Genomic DNA, 26,866 nt, shown 5'->3' with positions numbered 1-26,866 from the left:
TGAATTTTAATTACCTCTAATTACTTTCTTCTATTACTATCACCTTGACCTTCTTTCTGTGTAGTTTTGATAGCTTTTCTTGGTATTCTTTTGGTGGGTATATGAGGTATTTGCCAGCTGTTCTAACAACTTTTCCATCAAATACATATATTGAGACCATAATATGTTCCTCGTCAATACTAGGATATAAAGGTTTTATAAGCTTGTACTCTAAATACTTAAACTAGTGAAGCCCGATGAAGGCGTCTATCCACTTGAATTACAGGTGGATGCCTGAGGGCACATACCACAGAGTCCTCAAGTCAGAGGCAGAGATGCCGATGGAAATGCAAATGATTTACCCAGGACTTGACAATCTATAGGTATGCGTTGCAGAATGTTGTAGACGCCTTACGGGATTTAGATAAGCTCCCTAGGAAGAGCCAGCTTCACCAAATGTTCTACTCAATGCTAAGAGAATATGGCTTTAGAGCACATGTAGCTAGAAATGTATAACTACGCATTGGCTTTAGTGGAATCGGCTAGAAGCAACAATGGCGATAAGCCGAGGATTAGAAAGCTTTCAGCAAGGCTAGACTACCAAGATGCTAGAGTAGAGTTGGAGAAGGGGGTAGCCAGGGTTATTCTGAGAAACAAGTAGTATACTCTGAGACTCAAGCACAGAAGAGGGTGTATCGAGAGATTCACAGGTTTGAAGTGGAAGGAGGTTCACGTGAAATATGAGAACAAAAAGCTGTTTGCCAGCATAGTCTTCGAGGTTGGCTACAAGCCATATAATCCGAGGGGTCTCACAGCAGTTGATTTAAATTTGAGAACTGTTGCAGTTTTTGATGGCTCTGAGACTAGGAGGTGCAAGACAAGGTTTGTTGAGGCATTGAGTAAGAGGGCTAGGGCTGAGGAGATTCAAAAGAAGTATTCCAAGAGGTGGAGGTACAATGAGAGGATTTTAAACAGGATTATAGCTCTTTACAGAAGAGCTAGGAGCATCATCAACGATTATTGCTGGAAACTTGCAAAAGAGATAATTGTTAAGGCACATAAGCAAAAGCACGCTGTTGCCTTAGAAGACCTTGAACACCTGAGAGACTCTATCAGTGGTAGAAGTAATAGCGTTAGATGGAGGCTGACACTATTGCCTACAGAAAGCTCCAATTCACAATTATAGCCAAGGCGATTGAGCATAATGTTCCAATAATTGTTGTAGACCCTAGGAACACTTCATCAACTTGCCCGAGGCGCAGCTCTAGGCTAATCTATGTACATAGACTAGCCATATGCAGAAGGTGCGGATTCAAGAGAGACAGAGACTTCGTCGGAGCCATGAATATATAGCTGAGAACGTTGAAAGCGTATGCGGGGGAGCCTGGGTCTCCCCAAAGAGCCCCTGCAGTGAAGGATGAAACCAGACAGAGCAGGGGAAAAGAGATGAGAGAATGAAGCAAAGAAATCAGAAGTATTTAGAGGTAATCAAAAATAACGAACAGACCCGAACCCCTCTCTGTTGCTTCAGTTTTCATATAGGTTTATAGGGGTTGATACCAATTTTGCCTAGCTCTCGTTTCTCAAAAAACTATAAGTATTTCTATTGTAAGTAGGTATTGAAGGTGGCACCGCGAGCTCGATGAGCAGTGCGAGGGGGGAGGAAACTGCCCGAGGAAGCTCTCCACGTCTCCGAGGGGAGGTAGGCTCCCGTAGGCGGCATGGAGAGAAGACAGGGGGTATGAGGGTGAGCGACGAAATCAACTAACATGAACCGCTATGAAACCTTGACCCCTAACACCTAGTCTGTAGTTTCTGCTTGTGGCAACCACCATTATCTAACCAATCATTATTTTCCTCTTGACTTTTAATCTTTTGGTCTTTGTTTTATGCAAACTTTTTTACTTTTTGTTGCATGTATATATCACTTCGATGATGAGAGGTCCGCGTCGGATTTGTGATGTGAGAACCCGAGTCTGATTTTTTAGAGTAGTGTTGTTTGGTGTTATGACAAGTTTTAATTTGCATTGATTGTGTCTTACGGGTTTTGATACAAATCTTTATTACTTTGTGTTAGAATATATTATATTTGGTGGGTATATGCTTAGAAAGGCTATTTTTCCTCTTGGTGGTTTGGGCACCAGGTTGTATCCGTTAACCGTCGAGACTTCGAAAGCTGTTGTTAGGTTTCTTAACAGGCCTTTGATAGAGTTTGTTATTGTTAAGCTTGCTAGTCAGGGTATTACGGAGTTCTACATGGGTGTGAGTGGGTATTTCAACTATAAGGAGGTTTATGATTATTTTGGAGAGGGTTTGAAGGTTAGGCTTAAATATGGTTTTCCCGATGTTAGGATCAGGTATCAGCCTAATGAAGATAGTGTTGGTAATGCTGATAGTGTTAGAATTATCATGGAGTACTACGATATTAGAGAGGATGTTCTTGTTGCTCAAGGGGATCTGCTATTCGATATAGATGTGAAAAGCTTCTATTCTATGCATAAAAGCAAAGAGGCTTTTATGACCATAGCTGTTAAGCTTCTTGAGGAAGACAGGGATATCAGACATTTTGGAGTTGCTGATATCAATAAAGATTGGAGGTTGAGAAGATTTGTTGAGAAACCGAGATCGGCTGAAGAAGCTCCAAGTAGATATGTAAATACAGGTGTATATATATTATCAAAGGACTTCAGAGAATTTATATCATCACCAAAGGTTACAGAGTATAGAGAAAGAGGTATGATGGACTTTGGACAGCATATAATACCACTTGCAATAGAGAGTGGACTACCTGTATACGCATACGAGCTAACAGGGTATTGGTTCGATATAGGAACTCCCGAGAGATATCTAGCAGCGGTTTTCTATATGCTTAGACATCTATCTCCAGAAGAATTAGAGGCAAAGACATTGATACAAGGTGTTAAGGTGCAGGGGAAAAGCAGGGAATCTCAAGAGCTACACAAAGAGATACTCAAAAGTATATCAATGGGGGAGATAAAAGTGGATGGAGAAAACTTAATTGGTCGCCATGTTAAGATAGGAAAAGGTGTTTCACTAGCAAATAGTGTTATAGACAATTACGCTATTATCAATAATAATGTTACAATAAACTATAGTGTTGTAATGGATAGGTGCAGGATAGATTCTGGGGCGACTATTACACATAGTATTATTGGTAGACATGTTAAAATAGGAAAGAACGTAAAGATAGAGAACTCTGTAATAGGAGATGACGTTGTTATAGGTGAGGGATCGACACTTAGAAATGTGAAGGTATGGCCTCATAAAGAAGTTCCAGGTGGTGTATACATCGAAAATATGACGATTAGATAATGGCTATGAAAACTTAACATTGTCAAGTATTCTATGAAGTTCTGTGAGCCAAGTCTTTATCATTCTTGGATTCCAGAACTCCGTCCACCAATAATCACTATCTATAGCGTGATACAAAGCCCAATAAGCTGCTTTAACATCTTGGGAATCTCCAGCTATATATTTATAGAGTCTAAGTTTGTGATATGCCTTCTCAACCTCGAACCACATATATTTCTGTTCATTCAGCTCTCCATCCCATTTATGAAAACCATTTACCCACGAATTTGTTGGTATATAAACAATTTTCTTGCAATTCTCTCCACAAGTTTTCACAGCTTCGTGGCCTGTCATACTCCTTAAAAATCCTTTTTCCTGTAGTATGTTAACATATTTATAGAAGTTTATGAAGAATGGATATGTATTCTTGGGATACTTTGAGAATATCATCCAGTTTTCTCCATCTAAAGCAATTGTTACAAAACCTCTTCTACTAACAACATTTAATATGGTGTCGAGAGCTGCTTTTAGAGCTTCAACTCTATTAGCAAAGTTGTTTCTAAAACCTATCAAATCACTAATTGGCTGATCCCTAAATAAGATTCTAATTCTTTTACCATCTCCACTAACAAATTCGTATGGTTCATATATAGTTGTTTTATCGCCGATTGCCTTGGGGAAGTGGCTCTTCCCACACAGAATAGTGTAATCTATTCCTAGATCGGCATAGATTGTGCCAAGCCTGTTGTGCCAAGCCATTTCAGGTGTCCAAACACCGTGTGGCTCAATATTCATAACCTCTTTTGTTATCTCTATTCCTAGCCTAAGCTCGTCTCTAACAACCTCCTCCATATCAAATCTATGTATAATGTAGCCAAGTATTGTATGGGCATAGACAGATGTTAGAACCTCTATGGCACCTTGATTTGCAAACCTCTTATACATTTCCAGAGCCTCTTTTACCATATCAATTCTTTTGTCGCCTGGCAAGACCTTCTCACCACTCTCCAAAACATATCCTTTTTCAATAGCCTCTCTCCACTGGATCAAGAGACTTGGCGAAAGGTGAACCGTTGTTTTAACCTTTGGAAACATTTCATAGACTTTTGCATGAACGTAGTAAGGTCCTCCAATAGCATAAGGCTCGAATAGGTTGTACCAAACCCATTTAAATGGATAGTCTGCAAAATACGTTTTGTTGGGTAGGTAATTTGGTGGCTGGTGATTATGCCAAACAATAATCAAGTTCACAAGGTTTTTAGCAGCTCCATATACAGGAAGCTCCACCCTCTCGAAAGACTCTTCACTACATCCTCTAGCCTTTGCCGATAGCCTTAGAACCGCTTCTGGCGAGTCCATGGCTGGAATTTCGAAAACAAATTGTATAGAGAGCTCGGTGTTCCCCTTCACAACTCTCGACTCATAATAGATTCTTTTCTCACCTCTTGAAAAAATCGCTGTTGCCTCAAAGACTACATCGAATTCTGTGCAAGTGGCGTCGCTGTACAAAAACACATCAACTTTTGCTGAATCACCATAAATATATATTGGAGAATCCGGCAATATTGCAATGTCTAGCACATTTCTCACCATACAACCCTAACATTTCTAGCATTATTAAAACATCATTATATAAAATCGCTGACATATACAACAAGTCTTAAAATATTTCTCAAGATACCTGCTTAAAAATTATAGATGCTGTGAACCAAGACAGCATAACTCTTATTTATCGCGTCAACACCTAAATAAGGATTGATAAGTTATGCAATGGCAGAAGATAATAGTGAGAAATGGGAATAAGGAGATAGAGGTCCAAGTCTCGATAGAGAAAGAAAATGTTTATAGGATTCGAATCAATGATAGGGAATACATAGTGGAGATAGCGAGAAAAAACTATACAGTATCTAGTACACCTCCTAAAACAATTCAAGGGCTGGCCGGATTTCTTGTAGCAGCGGAAATTCCTGGAAAAGTTGTAGACATATTTGTTAAAGAGGGAGACTATATTAAGGAAGGCGATGTTATAGCAGTATTAGAGTCTATGAAGATGGAAATAGAAATTGTTTCACCTAAGAAAGGTGTTGTCAGAAGGATTTTTGCTTCAAAAGGATCTTTCATAAATGTTGGCGATCCGCTTATCGAGCTTCAGGAATAGAATCATTAAAGAGTTGCCTTCAAATAAAAAAGAAAAAGAATTTGAATGTGATTTTCAGAGCATGTAGCTACTTCTTACCTTTCTTTGCTTCTTTCTTTTCAGCTTTCTTCTCTTCTTTCTTCTCAGGCTTCTTCGACATGTGATATCACCTAGTTAACTATTTCGTATATGTGTTAGAAACTTAAATTTTTGTAGCATAGACTGTTAATACACTCACCTTATCTAATAAAGTAGCTTCTGCGTAGTTGAGTCTTATAGAACATCTATATGATAAACAATTTTTATGTCATGTGAAGATATTTTGCCAAGAATATACTTCGATATATAGACAGTGGCTATGCCTAGAACTCTGCTATTTCGCGATTTAACAAATGCATTAATAGCTTCGAATTTGTCTAAATCTGTGAGAATTAAGTCTGATAGGAACACATTTTTATCTTCCTTCACACAGTGTTTTGGGTATATCAGCATCTCCATTTTTTTATGTATATCGGAATAATAGGTGATCACCTTTACAAACTCAGGGTTCAAATTCTCGTTGGGTAGTGGCGTACATAGATCAGTGCCAATTTCAATGCTTAATAGTGTTGCAAGGTTCGAGGCTTCTTGTGATAACGAAACCACAATATCTATATCGCTATTCTTCAAAGTCTCCGCTATTTTCAGTACATAGAGTTCTAAGAAACCAGTGTTTATAGCAAGTATGTAAGGGTTTGCTTTAAGCTTCTTTGCTTCGCTCAGCAGAATCTCATCAACTATTTTAAGACGCACTAGCTTGGCATGTATGTCTTCAACAACCTCTTCGCTAGGCAATCCTATCAGATTTACATATTTCCACAGACTCTGAAATGGGACATCGAATATCTGTTCAAGATCCCTTAAACTGTAAAATTTGTTCAGAGCCCTAAGAATCTTTACTATTGTCAGCTTCTCTGCGTAACCTAAGCTTTTCTCACTTTTTTCTGACATCGAAAAACTGCACCGGTTTCAAAAATGTTTTTATTTGAACACTAAGATATAAGTTTATTAAATGCTGATGCTCTTGAAAAGCCATTCAAGATTTGGAGCGTTTTTCCTCTCTATGTTCTCCTCGTACAAGGCCTGAGCTATTAGTGGAAGAGCTATTGTGGCATCGACATATACAACCCTCTTCTTGGCTTTAGGCGACACCTTTCCCCAGCTAACAGCCTCTTCTAGAGTGGCTCCTGAAAGCCCACCCCACTGAGGGGCATCCATAGTTATTTGAACCACATATTCTAATGACTTATATGTTTCCTCACCCTTCTCCATATAATCTAGAAGTGTTTGCATAACAGTCACCAGATTTACGTAATCCTTTGGAACTCCACCACCTATGTATATAGCAGACATCTTCTTGGCTCTTCTACCAATCTCAACAATCTGATTGAAATCTTTCACCATGTCAAGAACTATATTGTGTCCTCTCTCCCTTACGGCCAAAATAGCTGCAACCCCATAGCCACTATCAACTAGAGCTGGTGAGAAAACTGGGACACCAGCTCTATATGCAGCTGATACTATACAGTCTATCCCTCTCTCATTTAGGTATTTGCCGAATAGATATAGAAACTCTGCTGTTGAGTATTGAGATCCCTTTGGCAGGGTGTATATGAACTCTTTTATGAGGTTCTCCATCTTTCTATAGTCAATCTCACTTGCAAAGACATCGTAGAACCTATCTATTTTATACCTTAGGAGGTCTGCATCATCAACATTGGGAGAACCTTTGTAGTAGCTAAACCCCATAGCCTCGTAGATATCCTCAGATATATTTGCACCTGTAGAGACAACAACATCAACATATCTTTTCTCAACAAACCACTTGATTATCTTCCACATCCCAGCTGTGCTCATGGAACCAGCTAGTCCTAGAAATATAGTGTTGTCTGGGTCTCTAATCATATCAACTATTATTTCGTATACCTCTCCCAGCGCCCTACCCTGATATGCTGTATTTGCCATATCTCTTAGCAGCTCCTTGACACTTCTACTCCTGATTTCAAACGTCTTTAGCTTTTCTATAAGATACGGGTTTTTCTCTATTTCTATATCTTTGCCCATTTTAGTCACAGAGCGGGGTTTGTTATGCCATGAAGGGAGTAAGTTAATAAACCTATTTCATCATCCAACTACATTTGTGCCAGATAATCTCTAAATGCTGATTGGGAGGCAACTAAGATGGTTGATGTTGTCTTCATGTTTGAGTTGCACCAGCCCTATAGGTTAAGAAGAGATCTGCTTAGGCATCTTCTTTTCAATGGTGTTAGAAAAAAGTTATCTCTAGGCAATCTCTTTGATTTAATATTCGATGATGAAACAAATAGGAGTATCTTCACTAGAATTGCTGAAAGATGCTATGTGAAGGCCACGAAAATACTTTTAGAGAGTATCAGAAATGTTAGGAAAATGGGGAAAGAATTCAAATTTTCAATGAGTTTAAGTGGTGTATTGATAGAGCAGGCAATGAAGTGGGACAAGAGGGTCATAGACATTATTAGTGAGGCTATAGCAGAGGATGCCATTGAGCTTGTTGAGCAAACATATTACCATAGCTTAGCATCTCTCTTCTCAGTAGACGAATTCGTTGAGCAAATAGAGCTCCACAGAGCATTGGTTAAAGAGATTTTTGGGGTCGCACCTAGAGTTGCGGAGAACACTGAGTTCATATATAATAATGAAATTGCCTACATGTTGTGTAGACTTGGCTATAAGGCGATTTTAACCGAGGGTGTAGAGAGGGTTCTGGGCTGGAGAAGTCCAAACTATGTCTATGGTATTAGGGGATGTGACGTAAGGGTTTTAATGAGAAACTATAGACTCAGTGATGATATAGGGTTCAGATTTTCGGATAGAAACTGGGATCAATACCCATTAACAGCAGATAAGTATGCGTATTGGCTCTCGAAAACCGTTGGAGACGTGGTACTAGTGGCTATAGATTATGAAACCTTTGGTGAGCATCACCACCCATCGACAGGGATACTAGAGTTTCTAAAGTGGCTTCCAATCGAGATTGCAAAATATGATAACATATATGTGGCATCTCCTTATGAAGCTGCTTATAGGAATAGTCCAAGGGACTATATAGATGTTAGTGTTTGGGAAACAATAAGCTGGGCTGATGAAAGAGATTTGTCGGCCTGGCTTGGCAATAACTTTCAGAAAACACTCTTCGAGTATTATACAAGTCTTGAGCCATATGTTAAGGCGATGGGGGGTGAAGTACTCAGGATCTGGAGGGCTCTTGGATCAAGTGACCACTTATACTACATGGCCACGAAAACGGGTCCTGCAGGAGATGTGCATAACTACTTCTCTCCTTATAAAGATGTTATAACAGCTTATACAACATATTTAGAGGCATTAACATTGTTTACAGGGATGGTTCTGGAAGAGATCTCTTCAAAGCCATTGGTATATGCCAAAAAGATTGTTCTTCCAAACAAAAAGGCTTTTCACTTTTACCAAGAGCCTGAAAAGCCATTGCCATACAAGGCTCGAACAATCGCAGAATTAAAGGCTTTTATCCAGATAGTGCCACCAGAGTCAATAGCATATCATGTTATGAGGAAAGATTTGGCGAGGTGGATTAGAGAAAACTTCTTCCTAGACGAAATTGCAAACGAATTAGAGAACCTAGCCAAGGCTTTACAACAGGGAGCCCTAGAACCTAATAAACTTAGAGAGGCTGTTCTCAACATTCTTTCCAAGATATAATCAGCAAGTTGCTAAGAATAAATAACCATAGGAAATTTTATCTTATTATCTTAACTCTAAAGCCCTATTAAAAACTTGATTCTCTAGATCCGTTTTAATAAGTTTTATTTATCACTACCTCTATTCGACTCTGAATGTGGTGTTTAAATGAACTTTGTGAGAAAGGAAATAGAGGAGCTGAGGAAAAGCATTGAGAAGGCAAAGCTTGGAGGTGGTATTGAAGCAATAAACAGACAACATGCCACAGGCAAGCTTACGGCAAGGGAAAGACTCGAGCTGTTATTTGATAATGGTGTTTATACGGAATTTGACATGTTTGTAACCCATAGAGCTACAGAATTTGGCATGAGCGAGAAAAAAGTTCTTGGAGACGGCGTTGTAACGGCTTTTGGTAGGGTTAATGGCAGAAATGTTGTTGGTATTGCACAAGACTTTACATTTATGGGTGGATCTGTAGGCGAGATGCATGCAGCAAAGATTGTTAAGGCTATGCAGTTCGCTTTAAGCGTCGGTGTTCCAGTGGTTTTTCTAAATGATTCCGGTGGAGCAAGGATCCAGGAGGGGGTGGACTCGCTTAAAGGCTATGGCGACATATTCTATATGAATGTGCTGGCCTCTGGCTCGATACCACAGATAGCTGTTATAATGGGTCCTTGTGCCGGAGGCGCTGTCTATTCGCCAGCTCTAATGGACTTTATCATAATGGTGTCAAAAACATCTTACATGTTCATAACAGGGCCAAAAGTGGTTAAAGCTGCTATAGGTGAGGAGGTTACAGAATATGAGCTTGGTGGAGCTGAGATACAGGCTAGTAAGAGTGGTGTAGCCCACTTTGTTGCAAGGGATGATAAAGAGGCTATAGAGATCGTTAAGACGCTTCTCTCGTATTTGCCATCAAACAGCTTAGAGCTCCCACCTAGAGTAGATGTTGGCGATGATCCACATAGATTAGAGCCTACGCTAAACAACGTTGTTCCAGAAGATCCTACAAAGCCATATAACATGTATGACATAATAAATGCTGTTGTAGATAGAAACACATTCTTTGAAGTTCAGAAGGATTTCGCTAAAAACGCTATAGTTGGTTTCGCTAGACTCGATGGACACTCTATATGTATTGTTGCGAACCAGCCGCTCTACTACATGGGGTCTCTAGACATAGACTCTTCCGATAAGATAGCAAGGTTTGTGAGATTCTGCGATTCCTTCAACCTACCAATAGTAACATTCGTTGATGTGCCAGGTTTCTTGCCTGGAACATTCCAAGAGCACAGGGGTATCATCAGACACGGTGCAAAGATTATCTACGCATATGCGGAGGCTACAACACCAAAGCTAACTGTGATTGTTAGAAAAGCCTATGGAGGAGCCTACATAGCCCTGGGCTCAAAACACCTTGGAGCAGACTTTGTTGTTGCATGGCCAACAGCTGAGATAGCTGTTATGGGGCCGGAGGCAGCAGCTGAAATAGTGTGGCGCAAAGAGTTGCAAGCTATAAAGGATGAGAAAGAGCGTGAAGAAATGCTGAAGAAGCTTGTTGAGGAATACAGAGGAAAACTTACGACACCTTACTACGCTGCCTCAAGAGGATATATAGATGCAATTATAGAGCCTGCGGAAACGAGAAAGGTATTGGCAGAGGCGCTAAACTTCTTTATAACGAAGAGAGATATTAAGCCAAAGCCTCCAAAGAAACATGGTTTAATACCGCTCTAAGGCATTTTATTATGAAATATGAGAAGATTATCGATGACAAAGATCTTGCCAAGTGCGTAGAGGCATATAGCATTCTAACACATGTTGAATATATTATTGAGGATGCATTCGAAGAGGAGGGGTCTATAAACTTTTGCATAGATGGTAATGTCTTCGAGGAGAACACCATCAGGGTTCGGGTTTTTGGAGATGATAAGCTGTGCAACCGTAGGGAGCATATTCTTGGAAGAAACATTGAATTTGTTTGTGAAGAGGGGGCAGAACGTCTAAACACATGTCTTTCATCTATTCTGCAAAAGCTTTTCAATGCTTTTTACAACATTACCAAAGCACATCTCCACGAATATCTATTTGAGGATGTCGAGTATATGGAGGTTGTACTGACTAAGGGGATGTCGATAATTGTTCAAGGCTTTAAAAAAACTGTTTACATACCCCATATAGAGGACATTGTATTCGTTGCACATACACATCCAAGGGGATATCCACCTATACCATCTAAAAAAGATTTGCTTTCCATGAGGGACATCATTGCTGAGAGGGGACTTGGTGGATGTGTGCACAGCGCCCAAGGATCTTTTTGCATGTATAGAGTTGGCATACCTACATGGAGAGACTATGAATCGCTAACGCTTTCCATAAATAGAGGGGGTGAAATTAGGGATGTTTGTTCATCTTCTCTAAACATCCGGTGCTTTACAAGCTTCCCTACTTTGGATAGTATTTAAACTGTTTGGAGTCTGTATACACGAAGATCTCTATATAATCGTCTAAGAGACTTGTTCTAATCTTCGGCATTAGAACAACCTCTAGCTGGAAAAGCCCGGCCATGTCACTCATGTAGACAGATACTCTAACAGGCTTTGAATCACCTTTTTCAATCTCAACACGCTTTATGTTTAGTGCCGAAATGGCATGCATATCGATTTTGCCGAGCCTGTATGGTATTCTGGCCCTCCCTTCAGCCATGTCAAGTCCGTCAGCCACCTTAGTTATTCCACATTCTATCGTTAGACACTGAACATTGTACTCAGTAGAATATATCATATGCATAACCTCTTGGCGCAATTCAACAACTCTTTTCTTGTCAAATCCAAGCCGAGTTAAAATTCGATTCAAAATATCTTTGGCTAGCAAAGCACCTATAAATTCGTGCTGAAATCTGTGCACAGCGTTTCCAATGTCATGCATATATCCAGTGAGCATCACAATAAGCTTGATCTCATCGATGTTCTTGGTTGTCCCATCTCTCATAGTTGTGAACTCAATGCCATGGTTATTCAATATATCAACCATTTCTAGTGCCACACCCGCAACTATTCTAGCATGTGTAAGACCATGGTCATTGTACTTCAATCTAGTGACAGCCATTATATTACTCATCTTCAAAAGAGTTGAGAGCTCCTCGTCACTTTCAATTGCTTGATAAGCTTCCTTGAGAAGACTCGACGATGAGATATGATAGTTTATCAAATTTGGTGATACAACAACCATAATCTGCCACAACCTATAAAAAGTTTCTATATGACTAAAACTTTTACGGTCTATAATATGGAGAATAGAAAAAGGGTTTACGAACTGGTTTCAAGTATTGAAATGGAGCTGGGGGTAAGCGGAGCAATAGTATTTGCTAAGGGAAAACCCATATGCCCTGATAACCGATGCATAAAGGTTTTTGTAGAAGATCTCGAGTCTTTTGGGAAGATCTTAGTTGCCTTGGCTAAACAGGGAATCTCAACAGGAGGGTTACCAATAATTGTTGTTGAGCATGAGGAGGCAGATGCCGTTGAATACTATATACTCGATTACATAGACAGTCTATTGATTGTCTACACCGCCGGCAGAAGCCGACTGGCACAAGTTTCCAAACATCTCCTCTAGCTGGTTCAAATACATCGCAATTTTTTTCGCTTTTTCTAAATCAGCATCGTTATTGGCAGCTACTATGCATGTTGATGATGGTAAAGGCGGCTCAATTCTTCTAGCTGTACACACCTTAGCTAGGTAAACATCTCTTTTTGAAGTCCTCAGTATGATTACAGCCCCATCATTGATAGGTATGTAGCCGACTATGCGCTGGAAAGCCTTCGGCATTTTCACAAAGCCTGCTTTGGCAAAAACACTTTCAATATTTCCGCATCTGAACACAGACCTTATCTCGAGTGTGGTATAACCCTTAACTTTTGAAACACACTGGATTTTGTTCAAATCGTTTACCACTATTCTAATGGTGTTGTAAAATGTGTCGATACGCATGTTTTTTGGATCAACACCACAGTCTCTCAATGTTCTACTAGCCTTGATGAGACCAAAAGATTCATCAACAGCTATGTCGGCAATTATAAAAACCATTTTGTTTCACAAATTAAATTTTTAGAAAAGCTCCATAGCCTAGCTCTATAAACGGTTTTTCAGGTGTTCCAAACTCTACTTTGGACACCTTGTGCAGATTTCTAATTTCTTTTGCGAATATCTCAAGCTCTTTTGGTATGTACAAAGTGGCTTTGAGCTCTTCTGAAAATCTAATGTTGCTCTCTTTCTTGTATTTCCAAATAGCGCTGTTTATATTCATCACCAAATCAAATAATTTACTTATATTCTCCGCATTCTCAGGTAGAGCCACTTTTGATGGTAGCATCTCTAAATGTATAGAGGTTTCTCTGTACATGTTTCTCCATATATAGTCTGTTACAAATGGCATTATGGGCGCAAGTAGAAGTAGAATCGATTTCAAAGTGGTGTGTAGGGTGAACCAAGCGCTTTTCTGTTCGAGCTCTGTGTAATCGCTTTTTGCAGTGCCATACGCTCTATGCTTGACCATTTCTAGATAGTGATCTGCGAATATATCCCAGGTGAAGTGGTATATTTGGTGGATAGGCTCGTAGAAATCCATGTTCTCATAACCTCTTTTAACAGCCTCTATCAAGTTGTTAAGCTTTGCTAGGATCGCTATGTCGAGGGGATGGAGTATCTCAACCTTCTCAATTATTGGGAACGCCGATACAAATCTCGCTATGTTCAAAAGCTTTACAGCAAACAGCGAACCTGTTTTTATCATCTGCTCCGAGAACCTATAGTCACTGCCTAGCTTAGATGCCATCGCGCTCCAAAATCTGAAGGAGTCTGCACCGTATTTCTCTAGATAGGGGTCTGGGAGAATAACATTGCCCTTGCTCTTGTGCATCGCCTCCCCTTTCTCGTCGAGCCCCATACCACTTACTCTAATATAGTCAAAGGCTATTTTTCCATAAAGCTGATACACTCTCAATAGGCTGTAGTAAAGCCAAGTTCTTATTATATCGTATCCTTGTGGTCTCAAAGCCTTTGCATCTCCATTTAGATACAGCTTGAAGACATTGGGATACTTTGTTATTCCAGCTGCGTAGAGAACAGATATTGATGAGTCGAACCATGTGTCAAATACCTTAGTCTCGCCGACTATCCTATCCTTTGGCGCTCCACAATACGGGCATTTATTCCACGGTGGAGGTTCTTTCCACGGTCTATAGTATCTCCCAGGCTCGGGCACTAGAATGGCTCCACAGTTTAGGCATCTCCATGTAGGTACCTCGGTTGCATAGTACCTTGTTTTAGAGATTGGCCAATCCATTGTTATAGACTCTATCCAGTTAATCAACTTTACCCTGTGCTCCTCGGGAATGAATCTAGCTTCTCTAGCTATCTTCAGCATAGCATCTTTGAATTCTAGCTGCTTTAGGAAGTATTCTCTCATGTGGATTATTTCTATGGGTGTTCCACATCGCCAACAAACCGGGACATTTCTCTTAATTTTCTCTGTCTTCACAATAAATCCTTTTTCTCTCAGCATATTCACAATAGTCTTTCTAGCCTCTTTGATGCTTAGACCTTTTAACAGCTCATCTGTTAGTTTACCCCTTTCATCAATCGATATTCTAGGCCTTAAACCAAGCTCTCTAATTATCCTAACATCTGTTTGATCACCATAGCTACAAATCATCATAATACCTGTGCCAAAAGAGGGGTCTACAGATGGATGTTCAACAATATCTATTTCATAGTTGTAGAGTGGCACAAGAGCCTTTCTACCCTTCAGATGCTTATATCTAGCATCATTTGGATTGTATGCTAAGATTAGGCAAGAGGCTAGAAGCTCTGGCCTCGTGGTTGCAATAACGACCTCTCCACCGCCTACCAACAGAAATTTAATGTAGTAGATTTCAGCGTCTTCTTCTCTATACTCAACCTCAGCCTCAGCAAGCGAAGTACCACAACGTGGACACCACAAAACAGGTCTTTCAGCTTCGTAAATCAAACCCTTTTTCCATAGCTCTATAAATGTTGTTTGGGTCACCTTCCTATATTCAACACTATCTGTCCCCTCTCTCCAGTATTCAAAAGAGCATCCAAGAGCCCTCCACAGGTTTATGAAGTCCTTCTCAACATTATCTAAATGTGTTTTGCAGAGCTCTAGAAACTTCTCCCTTCCTTCAGCTGTTTTTGCAACTTCGTGTGGGTTGATTCCATAGGTCCTTTCAACAAATACCTCAACGGGCAGTCCATTTCTGTCGCCATAGAATGGAACAAGAACATTATAACCAAGCATTCTATAAGCCCTTGCCACCATATCTATCTGAACATAGTGTGCAGTCTGCCCAACATGTGGCTTGCCCGATATGTATGGAGGTGGCGTGTCAATTATCAATGTCGGTTTTGACGGATCGAATCTAAAGTTGAACAAGCCTTCTTTTTCCCACTGTTCAATAAGCTTCTTCTCTATCTCCTTGCGCCATCTAGTTTCATTGAATCTTGGCTTGAACGACTGTTGGTTTGTCTCTATAGCTCTACACCTCTTAGTATACCTCTTTAGAACTATGTTGATAGGCTTTTTATAAACCTTGTTTTTCTAATGGATACAAAATCCAATTGATTTTAAAAGCTTATATTTAAGGAGTAGAGATAGTTTTTAGAGGCTGTTATTAATGCTTGCAATGTTTTGGTATATACCAGCGTCCATCATAATAATGTCTTTCGTTTATGGAGTACCATCTTTCTTCAGTGCGATAAGCAATCTCAAGAATAAGATCTGGCTAAACATCAACATAGATAACGGTGCCAATGGTAATAATGATGACCCGTTTGATATAGCTGTTCTGGTTCCTTTATACATGGAGGATACATCATCAATAGAGGAGACGTTCAAGAGTATTAGCAGGCAGAGGTATAGGCTTGGGAGAGTGGATGTCTATGTAATTCTTGAAAACGATGATCGAAAATCTCTTATAAGCGTCCTCGAATTAGCTAGCATTATTGTCGAAAAAGGGTTTAACCTTTATATATATGTGAATAGAGGGAGTAGAAGATCTAAAGCATCATCGATAAACTCTATTCTAAAACATATAAAGAGTCTCTATGGAGCCTTTGTCATCTTAGATGGGGGAGATAACATTCTGGACAATACATATTTTGAGAAAATTGCAAAACTTGTTATGAGCGGTTATAGCATTGTTGGTACAAAGGTCTACAGAGTTGGTAATAATGTTCTTGGGAAGTTATCATATATTGACACATTTCTTTGGTATAATGTTGGATTGCCTGGATTAGCAAAATTCATAGGTATGCCCCTTATCAGTGGAGAGGGTTTGACAATTTCATCGAAATTTATAGAGAAGATTGGTGGGTTGCCAGAGGTTCTAGCAGAGGATGCATATCTATCAATACTAGCATCTTTCTACAATGAGAGTATAGCGCTTCTAGATAGCCCTATTATTGAGGGTGCTCCATCAAATTTGAAGAGCTTGGTTAACCAAAGGATTAGATGGTATAGAGGAACCTTACAATGTTTTAAAGATACTATAACAAAGCATAGAAGGTTTTTAAATAAGAAAAAACTTGTTCTACTGTCGCTGGCGTATCTGCAACCAGTAGCATTGACAGCACCATTCCTAGCAACAGTAGTGCTGATAGTATCGCAGTTCATACAAATACCCGCCTTTACAGTGGTCTTAGCAAAAATAGAATTGATTTCCATAGCTCTTGCACCAAGCTATCTAATACTACATCAGAAATTCATAGACTTAGCCCTCTTGCTAGCTCCAGCCAATTGGATTTTCCAAGGATTTCTAGCACTAGTAGCAATGGTGCCGGTAAAGATCCCGTGGCTTAGAACCTTAAACAGATCAGTCGCCCAATTAGCTAGTGTTTATTCTGTGAAACAATAAGATTCAAAGGCAACATATTAAGTGATGGAACAGCTATGCAAGCTCTCTTAAATTTCATTGACATCATATAATTTCCGTTATTATCCAAAACGCTTTAAAGCCCACCCCATCAAATGAAATAATGGTGCAAAAAATGGCTAAGGTAACGGTAGACAAGGAAACATGTATTGCATGTGGAGTATGTTGGGCATTAGCACCAGACATATTCGAGCTTGATCCAGCAACAGGCAAGACCAGGATTAGAGATCCTTATAGAAAGAGCGACAACGAGAAGCAATCAGTTGGCGAAATACCTGATAACCTAGTTGAAGTAGCTAAGAATGCGGCAACTTCTTGTCCAACGGGATCGATAAAGGTTGAATAAAGGATCTTTTTACTATAATGTTTTTTCTCTAAACGAGGTTTGTAGAGCCATAGCGAATTCATTGTATGACATTGACTCAGCTTAGCATACACTGATTCTGGATCTTTTAAAGTTTTCATGGAGACTATAAATGATCTTATTTTGTTTTAGCCATTTTATTATCGCAGAAATTTTTTCTTGTTCAATCCAATAACCATAAGCTTTGCCCTTGCCAATGAATTTTGCTAACAAGGTTTTTCTCTCATGGCTAAGCAGTTTTGTTTCTAGATCTGAGAAGGGTGTGCCAGGTAGTGGTATAAATGTGTGAAGGTGGAATCTAACATTTTTATTCTCTACTCTCTTCATAAAGGCGAGGGTCTCTTCAAAATCATTTTCATCCTCGAATGGGAAACCAAATATAAGGTCAATATCGATCGCAAATCCTCTCTCACTGAGAATGTCAATAGCATTTTCAACATCTTCAACATTGTGACCTCTGTGAATCATTCTCAATATTTTGTTAGAACCGCTTTGTGCACCAATTATAACTCTTCTATTATTAGCAAATCTTCTTAGTATGTTAGCAGATTCGACATCCACGGAATCAGGTCTTATTTCACTTGGGAAAGTGCCAAAGAAGATCCTTCCCCCATGTTCTCTAGTTAAAGAATGTAATTTGCTAAGCAAGCTGTAAAGCATCTCATGGTTTGGCTTTATACCATTTGAACTCCCATATCCAAGCGAATTTGGCGCTATGAACCTCAAATCCCTTAAGCCTTTTTCAATAGAAATCTTCGCATATTCAGCTATAGTCTCTATACCTCTGTATCTAGGTTTTCCAAAAGTATATGTCACTTGACAGAAGAAACATGCTGATGAACACCCCCTCATAATTTCAATAGGATTTACAACACCCCTCCAATACGGAAATGGCGGATACGAATCAAGATCAACCACCTTCATTCTTTTTCTAATATAAACCTTATCACTATCTAAATATGCTGACCCACAAATCCTGTATTCCCCAGTATCGCCATAACTCTTAATCAGATCATTTATGATGTCCTCCCCTTCACCATATAAAACAACATCAAAATCAAGTTTAGTTAGAGTACCAAGAGGATCGCCACTTGCATGAGGTCCTCCAGCAACAAGCAATGCTTTTGGAACATATGTTTTAATTAATTTGGCAATGTCCTTAACTATTAGGAGCTGTGGGGTCATGAATGAGAATCCCACAATAATTCTTTTACAATACTTGTTTAAATCGATGATTTGTTGAACCACGTCAAACGATTTATATAATGGTATTCTTGTTACACGTACACTAGGATTTCTCGACTCTACAGCAGCTATTAATGCGTTCACGCTGTATCTGTTGTTCTTGTCATACACCATTGCAATGCAGACATCGCTAAGCATTTTCGAGTTCCTTAAAATACATACTGTAATTCATATTAACTAAGTTTATATTTCAGAGTAATTTTAATTTATGATGATTTGTGTTAGAAGTAGCTTTTGAGTGGCTTGTTTTGTTACTTGTTGACAAGTGGGGAAGAGAGCTCAGAAACCTTAGAATTAGTGTTACAAGTAGCTGTAACTATCACTGCATTTACTGCCATAGAGAAGGCCTAGTAAACGATGGTTATGGGCTTTTAGCAGAGGAGTACAAAGCTATAGCATATGTCGCCACATCCCTTGGTATAAGAGAGTTTAAGATTACTGGTGGTGAACCGCTTATTAGAAAAGATATACTAGAGATTGTAAAGGCTATTTCGGATCATAAACCAAACGACTTGTCCATGACAACAAATGGTTATTGGCTTGAATTATATGCAGAGAAATTGGCTGAGGCAGGTTTAAAAAGAGTTAATGTATCCGTTCCATCACTTAATAGAGAGAGGTATAAGTACGTAACAGGTTTGGATGCATTAGACAAAGTATTGAGAGGCCTAAAAACAGCTTTGGATGCAGGGCTAAACCCTGTTACAATAAACGTTGTTGTTTTAAATGGTGTTAATGACAATGAGTACAAAGATTTCATAGAGTTGGCATCTAGTCATGGATATAGACTCAGATTTATAGAACTTGAACCAATATCTGTGCCAAACACTGTTTTCAAGAAACTGTATAAGCCTTTGAATAACATTACAAAATATTTAGAGGAGGTGGCAGTTAGGAAATACTTTAGAGATTTACATCACAGACCCGTTTATATTCTTGATGTAGGGACTGAAGTTGAGGTTGTTAAATGGCTACACAATGCGGAGTTCTGTATGCATTGCAATAGAATTAGGCTGACGGCTAATGGCATTTTATTGCCATGCATAATGTCTACGAAAGGAATTGATCTAAAGCCTTTTCTGAAACCCTATATAGATTTGGATGGAATTAGAAAAGCTTTTATAGCAGTTAACGAGTTGAGACATCCCTTCAACACACCCTATTCAAAACAATTCTTAGCTAATTCTTAAATCTTGGCGTTGTTTCTAGGGTTAAGCTCTTTAGCTTTTTATGTTGACATATAATAATTAATTAGGTGTTCTTATGAGTATTTATATTGACAAAATTAGATATCAAGAGACTGTTGCACAGATTGCTTATAGGGATAACTCTATCGAGATAAATAACCTTACAGCTAATGTTCTAGGTGCTAGGATCAATAAGGGTGGTTGTTGGTATATAGTCTCCAAGCAAGGCATTAATACAGATCCTAGTGATTTAGAAAAGAAGGTTTTGAGTCTAGTGAGAGATAGTGTCTGTGGCGATTTTTCAGAGGCAGAATTATTCAAAGGAACTGTTGAAATAGGTAAGGAGTTTCCATCAGAGGATGAAGTGGCGCAATTCATTATTGATCTATGTCAAGAGGTTAAAGCATCTTATAATGTTAAATGCGAAATTGTTGTAGGCATGCATTATAGAGTGAGAACTATTTCTAGAGAGGGTGAGGATGATGCCAAGGAATCGAAGAAGTTTGTAGATGTTGAGATAGGATTGCTTGGCGCAACAACATATGGACAAAGCATTTTTGCATCATCTCATAGTGCCTTTGTTGCGTGGTCAGCAAATTCAATTGTAAAAAACATAGATTCACTGTTTAGAGATACAGTTTCAAGAATTGGTAAAAGCATTAAGGTAAAAGCATTGAAGCCTTATGAAGTTGGAAAATCACAAATAATCTTGGGCAACGAGGCAACAGCTGCTCTAATCCACGAGATATCCCATATGCTAAGCCCATTATATCCGCATAGTGCGAGACTAGTAGGGTCTAAGCTATTCCCAGAAGAATTCAATATGTATGACGAGCCAAATACGCATGATACTCCAGCTATAAGATTCTTTGATGATGAGGGTGTTGCAACTAGGAAGAGGGTACTTATAGAAAATGGTGTTATCAGAGATCTACATCACACTAGGGCAACAGCAAGAGCATTTTCATCAGAGCCCGGCTCAGCACACGGGCTTTTCACAAGTCCTATACCATTTCACACAACACTCGTTTTAGCATCTGGAGACTGGGGTGAAAGGGAAATGGTAGAAGAAACGAAAAGAGGTTTTCTTATAGATGGAATATCAATAGCAATGTTGGAAGAAGGGTATATAAGGATTGTTCCACAAACAAGTTTTCTAATAGAAAACGGAGAAATAGTTGAATCCATGAAGATTAGAGAAGTTAGAGTTCCTTTTCAAGCGCTCAAAACAATTAATGCAATATCCAAAAACCATAAGACTAGGGTATCAGAAGAAAAGGATTGGATTGTAAGTGAAATTGCTCCTCAAATTAGGCTTGAAGGATTTGTATATTAGCAAAGAAGAATGTCAAGAAGATGGCGTCGAGTATTATAGCCTTTAATGCATCTAAATCGAATTGGCATCTAAACCTTATTTTTATGGTCTCATCCGCAATGGCGTAGATAGCTTTCAACTCTTTTAAGCAATCAATTTGCGCACTCCTGTTCAAGAAACCTAAGACCGCATCAACGATTTTACCAAGATTATTAACAGTGTGAAGAGCATCGAGAATACCATAAAAAATCTTTTTCTTGCCGTCAAACACAATAGCGATTGATGCCCCACCCTTACAACTTTTTACAGCAATAACGCATTGCACTGTCTCGTTAAATCTTTCAACAAATGCTTCTATACTATTTTCAAGATTCTTCACAATCTCTTGGATATTGAGGGAAGTTATTTGCATACATGAATTATTTAGATACTTATACACATCCCCTTTACTATTAAACACGTCACGACTAGGTCGAGGCATGTATACATAACATTTCTTGTCCCTGCTGCTATAATTCAAGATGATCACTAATATAGATATTTAAAGTCATTATAGTATCGAAATGTATTTAGTTCTTTAAACCTTATATAGTAAAACAGCTATAGACATTCTTCAGATGATGAATGGCGATGGCAATGAACTGTGATGATACCGGAGTAGCTCTGAAGTAATCCAAGAGAAGAGTATATTGAAAATAAAAATGGTTTTATTTTAACTTAACCCAAGAAGCGACGGGTCTATACCAAGGCTTTGCGCAATCTGTTTGTATTCGCTTAGAGATACCACAGCAACTTTCTCTCCTGTTGGTGCTGTGAATTCCATGTGTTTTGTTCCAACAAGGTCTACGCCAGTATCATATATTTTGTTGTTTGGATAGCCAGGTATGAAGCTCTTGAGAGCTTTGTCAACACCATACTTAGTCATATTATATAAGAGCTTTACTCCGTAGTAACCCATGAAATACTGTCTTTGTCCAACAGTAACAAGCGCATAGCCCTGTTGAAGTGGTGGAACATTATCTGATGTAACATCGAATTCCACAAGAATTACCTTCCCCGGTGCTACACCAGCTTGTTGCAGAGCCTTTGCCCACGCAGGGCCATCATAGGCATATACCCCGAATGCTATTGTTAGATCAGGATTAGCTTGAATAGCCGATAGCGCCAAATTTAGTGCTTGTGTTGGATCCTCCTGATCGTTGTAAGGCCCAAGCCAAACAATATTGATGTTACCCCTTATATCAGGGTCTTTCTGAGAGCAATTCATTATAGCATCTTTGAATCCTGCCATTCTCTCAAGGGAGTTCATAGCAGTTAGAGAACCTGTCAACATAGCCACCTTTATTGTTGCTCCAGGCTTTATATATCCCTTCTCCTTAGCTAATTGCCATGCCACTAGCCCTGCTAGCCAACCAGCCTTATAATTACCGGTTCCGAGATAAACATACCTATTTGACTGTGGAGCATCAGTATCTATTGTTATTACAGGAATTCCCTGTTGGATAGCCTTGTTAATATATGGTGTTGCCGCACTTGGATCAGATGGTGCAATAGCTATCCCTGCAACTTTCTGAGCAATGTAAGAATCCATTGTGCTCAGCTGGGCCTGCACATCCTCTTTCTGTGGAACCCAGAAAATAGCGTCAACGCCAAGCTCTTGACCAGCCTTCTTCACGCCAGCCTCGACAACAGACCAGTATGGGTGTACAGATTTACCTATCACCACAAATACAAGCTTACTAGGCTTTGACTGTTGTTGGGAAAACCACCACCAGGCACCCAAGCCACCAGCAACTGCAATAACTATGATTGCTACTACAATCGCTATTAAAGTCGTCTTTGTTATCCCCTTCATTTGTTACCCCAATGCAGTAAAGTTGCAAACCCAGTTTAAAAGTCTATATTTTTATACTTAAGTAATGGATTGCAACCTAGTATTATCTGGCCCCTCTGATCCTTCTATACAAATCTACTGTAACAGCAACACCAAGTATAACACCGGTAATTGGATCATACCAATAAGGTGTGACACCACTTAATACAAGGGCATTTCTAATTAATGTTATTAGAAATGCGCCTATTGCAGCGCCTAGAGCTATTCCCTCTCCACCAGCTAAGCTAACTCCACCTATAGCATTTGATGCTATGGCATAGAGTTCTTGCCCTCTTCCAACACCTGGGTATCCTGTCATCATTAGAGCTGTAAATATTATCCCTGCAATGCCTGCACATAGAGCGCTATAGCTATAGGCAAATACCCTGGTCTTATTGATGGGAACTCCACTCAGTCTTGCCGCTTCTATGTTCCCGCCTATTGCATATATGTATCTCCCTATGATGCCATATCTTTGGATATAGATTGATATAACTGCCACGATAATAAGTATTAAGGCTAGCATCCATGGGGTTGCTATAACTGATAGATCTGGGTGTTTATATAGTGGTATTGGCCATCCTAGTGTAATTGCTGTTGCAAATCCTCCCCAAAATATGTTATCGGCTAATGTGATTATGAATGCCGGCATTATTTGCGGTAGCGGAGGTGAGAATAGACTTACGAAAAACCCATGGAACACTCCTATTAATGCTGTAACTATTAATACAAATACAATTGAAAGGACTAGAGGAAGGCCCCATCTATCTAAAGCTATTGCCAGAAGCATAGATGAAGCAGATGCTATTGATCCTACAGATAGGTCTATCCCACCAGTTATTAAAACCATTGACTCTCCCATAGCTAAGACACTAAGACCCAGATACCATGTTAGAAGAGCTTGCCAGTTGCCAGGCTCCCAAAACTTGGGATTTATAAAGCCTGTAATAATGGCTATTACCAGTATTGCTATGAATATATTGAATAGTGTTACCCTACCCCTTATTATATCCTCTAACCTCATGCTCATCGTTGCAACCTCTAGGCAAGAAATTAGAATGTTGAAAAAATTTAAGCTTTTCAACTTTCAATATGGGATAGCAACCAGTAAAATAACTGTTAAAGTGATGCAGTTGAGCGAGAAAGGAGTTATTTTATCGGCTGAAAATATTTGGAAGAGATTTCCGGGCGTTGTTGCTGTAAGGAATGTTTCTATGAAGGTTAGAGAGGCCGAGATTCTAGGGCTCGTTGGAGAAAATGGTGCAGGGAAGTCAACTCTCCTAAAAGTTTTGGCAGGCGTTATAAGGAAGGATAGTGGCAAAATAACTTGGCTTGGAAGAGCAGTTGAATTTTCGTCTCCGTTGGAGGCGCTGAAACATGGTATTATGTATATACCACAAGATATTGTATTAGTTTGGAACTTGTCTTTGGCGGAGAACATATTTCTTGGTACTGAGAAAGGCTGGATGTTTCGTCTAAAGTCAGAGTCTGAGGAGATAGAGATTGCACGTCAATTGTTTAAGGAACTTGGTATAGATATTGACCCAAGGATCAAGGGAAAGAATGTTGGAGCTGCAGTAGCTCAAATAACATTGATTGCTAGGGCGCTGTATTTCAAGGCAAAGCTGATTGCCTTTGATGAACCCACATCAGCTCTAGGACCCTTTGAAGTAGAGCAGCTACTAAAGTTAATGTTGAAGTTAAAGTCAATGGGGATATCAATAATTTTCGTTAGTCACAAGATTGAAGAGGTTATGAGGGTTGCTGATAGAATACTTGTTATGAGAGATGGAGAGATAGTTAAGGAGTTTTGGAAAGAGCATTTCGATTTAAATGAGATTATAAGGGCTATGATAGCTAGAGAAGTTAAAGAGTTTTTCCCAAAGGAATACGTAGAGATAGGTGATAAGGTTCTTGAGGTTAGAAACCTCTCTGATGCAACTGGATTCATAAAGAATGTGTCATTCTATGTTAGAAGAGGGGAGATACTGGGAATTTACGGAATTGTCGGCTCTGGAAGAACAGAGATGGCACAGACTCTGATAGGCTATAGACCCAAGGTATCAGGCGAAATCATTTTGAATGGCAGGCCCATAGATATAAGAAAGCCCTCTGATGCAATTGCGAATGGCATTGTCTACCTACCCGAGGATTGGAGACAGGCCTTGGTATATCTCATGAGTATCAAAGAGAATATATCACTTCCGATAGTCAGTTCTCTAAAATTGTTTGAAATGGGTCTAATGTCACCAGTTGACTTGAGAAAAGAGTATCAAATTACCAACTCCTTTATTGAGAGGCTCAGAATTGTTCCAAGAGATCCTCATAGAAAAACGATGTATCTTAGTGGAGGAAACAGGCAAAAAGTTGCCATAGCAAAGCTCTTGGCTGCTGGAGCAAAGGTTTTAATACTTGATGAACCTACCCATGGTGTTGATGTAGGGGCAAAGGTAGAAATTAGAAAGCTCATGGTTGAAGCGGCCAAAGAGGGCAAAGCAGTAATCCTAATATCTTCAGAACTTCCAGAGGTTCTGAATATGAGTGATAGAATACTTGTTATGAAAAATGGTACTATTGTTGCAGAGTTTAATAAAGATGAAGCAACAGAGCAGAAGGTTGCAGAGGTTGCAATAATATATAGGAATAAAATATAGAAATATATAGTTAAGCATCTGTCCTACAGTTTACACTGGATGACACAGCAAAGTTTATAAAACATACTAAAGCATTATATAATGGCATTGAAGTGGCAACTTATGAGCGCTCCCTTAATTGAGCTTGAAAATACAAGGGCTTACTATAGGCAGGTGATAGGGCCTATTCAGAGAACTATTAGAGCTGTAGATGGGGTTTCTTTAAAAGTCTTCGAAAGAGAAATTATTGGCATTGTTGGCGAAAGTGGCTGCGGAAAATCAACTTTAGCAAATGTTATTATGATGAATATTAGACCTCCCCTTTTATTTATTGGCGGATCTGTCAAACTATTCACAGGAAATAGTTTTTTAGAGCTTCAAAAACTTGATAAAGAAGCTTTGAAGGAGAAGATATGGGGAAGAGAAATTGCTTTAATTCCTCAAGCTGCTTTGAATGCATTAATGCCCACACTAAGGATTAGAAGAATAATTTTAGATGTTGTAAAATCCCACGATCCCAATGTAGATGAAGATGAAGTTATTGGACTTGCTTTAAAGAGATTCAAGGAGATAGGATTACCCGAAATAGCTATAAATATGTATCCATTCGAGCTTTCTGGTGGTATGAGGCAAAGAGCTGTTATAGCAATTGCAACCCTTTTAAATCCAAGGCTTCTTATAGCCGATGAACCTACATCAGCACTTGATGTTGTTACACAGAAAATGGTTCTGAAGACGTTCTTGGATGTTTACAACAAAAATATTATAAAGAGCATTATATTTATAACGCATGATATTGCTACAGTAAGGCAACTTGCTACAAGAATAGTTGTTATGTATGCAGGTAAAATAGTTGAGGACGGATCCGTCGAAGATGTTGTGGGAAAACCTCTACACCCATATACAGATGGGTTAATGGGCTCTGTGTTAACGCCCGAGGAAGAAATTAGAAAAAGAGGACTGAGGTATATTCCAGGACAGCCACCAGATCTATCTAATCCGCCACCTGGCTGTAGGTTTCATCCTAGGTGTCCGTTTGCTATGGATGTTTGTAGGAGGGAGGAGCCTCCTTTGGTAGAGGTTGAGAAAAACCGTTTTGTTGCGTGTTGGCTCTATGCAAAAAAGTAG

The 26,866-nt window shown here is 39.3% G+C and carries 27 protein-coding genes; 16 read left to right on the top strand and 11 right to left on the bottom strand.

What is annotated here, in order from left to right; translation table 11 throughout:
* Window positions 1-16 precede the first annotated feature (16 nt).
* Entirely contained in the window at window positions 17-160 is a 144-nt protein-coding gene (locus tag QW284_08550; GenBank protein ID MEM0339714.1) for a hypothetical protein, read from the bottom strand.
* 76 nt (window positions 161-236) lie between these two features.
* Here QW284_08550 and QW284_08545 point away from each other — a divergent pair, with 76 nt between their 5' ends.
* The 5 genes from QW284_08545 (at window position 237) to QW284_08525 (ending at window position 3,312) form a co-directional block, all read left to right on the top strand.
* Complete coding sequence (locus tag QW284_08545; GenBank protein MEM0339713.1) at window positions 237-362, top strand: hypothetical protein; 126 nt, start codon at window positions 237-239, stop codon at window positions 360-362.
* 125 nt (window positions 363-487) lie between these two features.
* Window positions 488-640: a hypothetical protein gene (locus QW284_08540; protein ID MEM0339712.1), complete on the top strand. Its 153-nt coding sequence runs from the start codon at window positions 488-490 to the stop codon at window positions 638-640.
* Window positions 641-712: 72 nt separating this feature from the next.
* Window positions 713-1,165: a hypothetical protein gene (locus tag QW284_08535; protein MEM0339711.1), complete on the top strand. Its 453-nt coding sequence runs from the start codon at window positions 713-715 to the stop codon at window positions 1,163-1,165.
* Entirely contained in the window at window positions 1,117-1,332 is a 216-nt protein-coding gene (locus QW284_08530; protein ID MEM0339710.1) for a zinc ribbon domain-containing protein, read from the top strand. Before QW284_08535 ends, QW284_08530 begins: the two co-directional genes overlap by 49 nt.
* Window positions 1,333-2,079: 747 nt before the next feature.
* Window positions 2,080-3,312, top strand: coding sequence for an NDP-sugar synthase (locus QW284_08525; protein MEM0339709.1), 1,233 nt, complete (start codon window positions 2,080-2,082; stop codon window positions 3,310-3,312).
* Between the two features lie 3 nt (window positions 3,313-3,315).
* Here the strand turns inward: QW284_08525 and QW284_08520 are convergent, their stop codons facing one another.
* Window positions 3,316-4,872 (bottom strand): glycoside hydrolase family 57 protein, encoded by a 1,557-nt coding sequence (locus QW284_08520; protein MEM0339708.1) that lies wholly within the window; start codon window positions 4,870-4,872, stop codon window positions 3,316-3,318.
* A 184-nt stretch (window positions 4,873-5,056) separates the two neighbouring features.
* Between QW284_08520 and QW284_08515 the strand changes: the two genes are divergently transcribed.
* Complete coding sequence (locus QW284_08515) at window positions 5,057-5,449, top strand: acetyl-CoA carboxylase biotin carboxyl carrier protein subunit (GenBank protein MEM0339707.1); 393 nt, start codon at window positions 5,057-5,059, stop codon at window positions 5,447-5,449.
* A 252-nt stretch (window positions 5,450-5,701) separates the two neighbouring features.
* Here QW284_08515 and QW284_08510 read toward each other — a convergent pair whose 3' ends face one another.
* Window positions 5,702-6,418, bottom strand: a complete 717-nt coding sequence (locus QW284_08510) for a hypothetical protein (protein ID MEM0339706.1) — start codon at window positions 6,416-6,418, stop codon at window positions 5,702-5,704.
* A gap of 57 nt (window positions 6,419-6,475) precedes the next feature.
* Entirely contained in the window at window positions 6,476-7,531 is a 1,056-nt protein-coding gene (locus QW284_08505; GenBank protein MEM0339705.1) for a deoxyhypusine synthase, read from the bottom strand.
* A gap of 117 nt (window positions 7,532-7,648) precedes the next feature.
* Here QW284_08505 and QW284_08500 point away from each other — a divergent pair, with 117 nt between their 5' ends.
* From QW284_08500 to QW284_08490, 3 genes are all read left to right on the top strand, one after another.
* Window positions 7,649-9,187, top strand: a complete 1,539-nt coding sequence (locus QW284_08500; protein ID MEM0339704.1) for an alpha-amylase — start codon at window positions 7,649-7,651, stop codon at window positions 9,185-9,187.
* Between the two features lie 147 nt (window positions 9,188-9,334).
* The gene (locus QW284_08495; GenBank protein MEM0339703.1) at window positions 9,335-10,903 is read left to right on the top strand and encodes a carboxyl transferase domain-containing protein; all 1,569 of its coding nucleotides are present in this window, start codon (window positions 9,335-9,337) and stop codon (window positions 10,901-10,903) included.
* 11 nt (window positions 10,904-10,914) lie between these two features.
* Window positions 10,915-11,631 carry a hypothetical protein gene (locus QW284_08490; GenBank protein MEM0339702.1) on the top strand — a complete coding sequence of 239 codons (717 nt, stop codon included), beginning with the start codon at window positions 10,915-10,917 and terminating at the stop codon, window positions 11,629-11,631.
* Here QW284_08490 and QW284_08485 read toward each other — a convergent pair.
* Entirely contained in the window at window positions 11,612-12,397 is a 786-nt protein-coding gene (locus QW284_08485) for an HD domain-containing protein (protein MEM0339701.1), read from the bottom strand. The two genes, QW284_08490 and QW284_08485, sit on opposite strands and share 20 nt — an antisense overlap.
* Before the next feature lie 57 nt (window positions 12,398-12,454).
* Between QW284_08485 and QW284_08480 the strand changes: the two genes are divergently transcribed.
* Entirely contained in the window at window positions 12,455-12,784 is a 330-nt protein-coding gene (locus QW284_08480) for a hypothetical protein (protein MEM0339700.1), read from the top strand.
* On the opposite strand, the gene QW284_08475 is transcribed toward QW284_08480, so the two are convergent.
* Both QW284_08475 and QW284_08470 read right to left on the bottom strand, forming a co-directional pair.
* Complete coding sequence (locus QW284_08475; GenBank protein ID MEM0339699.1) at window positions 12,722-13,255, bottom strand: hypothetical protein; 534 nt, start codon at window positions 13,253-13,255, stop codon at window positions 12,722-12,724. The two genes, QW284_08480 and QW284_08475, sit on opposite strands and share 63 nt — an antisense overlap.
* A gap of 13 nt (window positions 13,256-13,268) precedes the next feature.
* Window positions 13,269-15,722 carry a valine--tRNA ligase gene (locus tag QW284_08470; protein ID MEM0339698.1) on the bottom strand — a complete coding sequence of 818 codons (2,454 nt, stop codon included), beginning with the start codon at window positions 15,720-15,722 and terminating at the stop codon, window positions 13,269-13,271.
* A 142-nt stretch (window positions 15,723-15,864) separates the two neighbouring features.
* Between QW284_08470 and QW284_08465 the strand changes: the two genes are divergently transcribed.
* A complete protein-coding gene (locus tag QW284_08465) occupies window positions 15,865-17,103 on the top strand; it encodes a glycosyltransferase family 2 protein (protein MEM0339697.1) in 1,239 nt (412 codons plus the stop codon).
* Window positions 17,104-17,236: 133 nt separating this feature from the next.
* Window positions 17,237-17,467, top strand: a complete 231-nt coding sequence (locus QW284_08460) for a ferredoxin (protein MEM0339696.1) — start codon at window positions 17,237-17,239, stop codon at window positions 17,465-17,467.
* A gap of 81 nt (window positions 17,468-17,548) precedes the next feature.
* On the opposite strand, the gene QW284_08455 is transcribed toward QW284_08460, so the two are convergent.
* The gene (locus QW284_08455; GenBank protein ID MEM0339695.1) at window positions 17,549-18,868 is read right to left on the bottom strand and encodes a TIGR04013 family B12-binding domain/radical SAM domain-containing protein; all 1,320 of its coding nucleotides are present in this window, start codon (window positions 18,866-18,868) and stop codon (window positions 17,549-17,551) included.
* A gap of 80 nt (window positions 18,869-18,948) precedes the next feature.
* On the opposite strand from QW284_08455, the gene moaA reads away from it, so the two are divergent.
* Both moaA and QW284_08445 read left to right on the top strand, forming a co-directional pair.
* Window positions 18,949-19,920, top strand: coding sequence for a GTP 3',8-cyclase MoaA (gene moaA, locus QW284_08450; GenBank protein MEM0339694.1), 972 nt, complete (start codon window positions 18,949-18,951; stop codon window positions 19,918-19,920).
* Window positions 19,921-19,993: 73 nt separating this feature from the next.
* Entirely contained in the window at window positions 19,994-21,253 is a 1,260-nt protein-coding gene (locus QW284_08445; GenBank protein ID MEM0339693.1) for a metallopeptidase TldD-related protein, read from the top strand.
* Here the strand turns inward: QW284_08445 and QW284_08440 are convergent.
* The 3 genes from QW284_08440 to QW284_08430 form a co-directional block, all read right to left on the bottom strand.
* A complete protein-coding gene (locus tag QW284_08440; protein ID MEM0339692.1) occupies window positions 21,228-21,752 on the bottom strand; it encodes a hypothetical protein in 525 nt (174 codons plus the stop codon). The two genes, QW284_08445 and QW284_08440, sit on opposite strands and share 26 nt — an antisense overlap.
* Window positions 21,753-21,944: 192 nt before the next feature.
* A complete protein-coding gene (locus QW284_08435; protein MEM0339691.1) occupies window positions 21,945-23,087 on the bottom strand; it encodes a sugar-binding protein in 1,143 nt (380 codons plus the stop codon).
* 82 nt (window positions 23,088-23,169) lie between these two features.
* Complete coding sequence (locus QW284_08430; protein ID MEM0339690.1) at window positions 23,170-24,135, bottom strand: ABC transporter permease; 966 nt, start codon at window positions 24,133-24,135, stop codon at window positions 23,170-23,172.
* Between the two features lie 103 nt (window positions 24,136-24,238).
* On the opposite strand from QW284_08430, the gene QW284_08425 reads away from it, so the two are divergent.
* Window positions 24,239-25,759: a sugar ABC transporter ATP-binding protein gene (locus QW284_08425; protein ID MEM0339689.1), complete on the top strand. Its 1,521-nt coding sequence runs from the start codon at window positions 24,239-24,241 to the stop codon at window positions 25,757-25,759.
* A 102-nt stretch (window positions 25,760-25,861) separates the two neighbouring features.
* Window positions 25,862-26,866: an ABC transporter ATP-binding protein gene (locus QW284_08420; GenBank protein ID MEM0339688.1), complete on the top strand. Its 1,005-nt coding sequence runs from the start codon at window positions 25,862-25,864 to the stop codon at window positions 26,864-26,866.

It is taken from the genome of Ignisphaera sp., assembly GCA_038735125.1.
Classification (GTDB): Archaea; Thermoproteota; Thermoprotei_A; order Sulfolobales; family Ignisphaeraceae; genus Ignisphaera.
Note: the sequence above shows the minus strand (reverse complement) of the source record. Positions and strands in the feature narration are given on the sequence as shown.

Excerpts from the sequence above, each read along its gene's own strand:
- QW284_08485 (MEM0339701.1), bottom strand. The coding sequence starts at position 12,397 with ATGGTTGTTGTATCACCAAATTTGATAAACTATCATATCTCATCGTCG.
- QW284_08515 (MEM0339707.1), top strand. The coding sequence starts at position 5,057 with ATGCAATGGCAGAAGATAATAGTGAGAAATGGGAATAAGGAGATAGAG.
- QW284_08420 (MEM0339688.1), top strand. The coding sequence starts at position 25,862 with ATGAGCGCTCCCTTAATTGAGCTTGAAAATACAAGGGCTTACTATAGG.
- QW284_08435 (MEM0339691.1), bottom strand. The coding sequence starts at position 23,087 with ATGAAGGGGATAACAAAGACGACTTTAATAGCGATTGTAGTAGCAATC.
- QW284_08500 (MEM0339704.1), top strand. The coding sequence starts at position 7,649 with ATGGTTGATGTTGTCTTCATGTTTGAGTTGCACCAGCCCTATAGGTTA.
- QW284_08540 (MEM0339712.1), top strand. The coding sequence starts at position 488 with ATGTATAACTACGCATTGGCTTTAGTGGAATCGGCTAGAAGCAACAAT.
- QW284_08475 (MEM0339699.1), bottom strand. The coding sequence starts at position 13,255 with ATGGTTTTTATAATTGCCGACATAGCTGTTGATGAATCTTTTGGTCTC.
- QW284_08525 (MEM0339709.1), top strand. The coding sequence starts at position 2,080 with ATGCTTAGAAAGGCTATTTTTCCTCTTGGTGGTTTGGGCACCAGGTTG.
- QW284_08480 (MEM0339700.1), top strand. The coding sequence starts at position 12,455 with ATGGAGAATAGAAAAAGGGTTTACGAACTGGTTTCAAGTATTGAAATG.
- QW284_08510 (MEM0339706.1), bottom strand. The coding sequence starts at position 6,418 with ATGTCAGAAAAAAGTGAGAAAAGCTTAGGTTACGCAGAGAAGCTGACA.
- QW284_08545 (MEM0339713.1), top strand. The coding sequence starts at position 237 with ATGAAGGCGTCTATCCACTTGAATTACAGGTGGATGCCTGAGGGCACA.
- QW284_08465 (MEM0339697.1), top strand. The coding sequence starts at position 15,865 with ATGCTTGCAATGTTTTGGTATATACCAGCGTCCATCATAATAATGTCT.
- QW284_08455 (MEM0339695.1), bottom strand. The coding sequence starts at position 18,868 with ATGCTTAGCGATGTCTGCATTGCAATGGTGTATGACAAGAACAACAGA.
- QW284_08490 (MEM0339702.1), top strand. The coding sequence starts at position 10,915 with ATGAAATATGAGAAGATTATCGATGACAAAGATCTTGCCAAGTGCGTA.
- QW284_08460 (MEM0339696.1), top strand. The coding sequence starts at position 17,237 with ATGGCTAAGGTAACGGTAGACAAGGAAACATGTATTGCATGTGGAGTA.
- QW284_08550 (MEM0339714.1), bottom strand. The coding sequence starts at position 160 with ATGGTCTCAATATATGTATTTGATGGAAAAGTTGTTAGAACAGCTGGC.
- QW284_08495 (MEM0339703.1), top strand. The coding sequence starts at position 9,335 with ATGAACTTTGTGAGAAAGGAAATAGAGGAGCTGAGGAAAAGCATTGAG.
- QW284_08445 (MEM0339693.1), top strand. The coding sequence starts at position 19,994 with ATGAGTATTTATATTGACAAAATTAGATATCAAGAGACTGTTGCACAG.
- QW284_08430 (MEM0339690.1), bottom strand. The coding sequence starts at position 24,135 with ATGAGCATGAGGTTAGAGGATATAATAAGGGGTAGGGTAACACTATTC.
- QW284_08530 (MEM0339710.1), top strand. The coding sequence starts at position 1,117 with ATGGAGGCTGACACTATTGCCTACAGAAAGCTCCAATTCACAATTATA.
- QW284_08505 (MEM0339705.1), bottom strand. The coding sequence starts at position 7,531 with ATGGGCAAAGATATAGAAATAGAGAAAAACCCGTATCTTATAGAAAAG.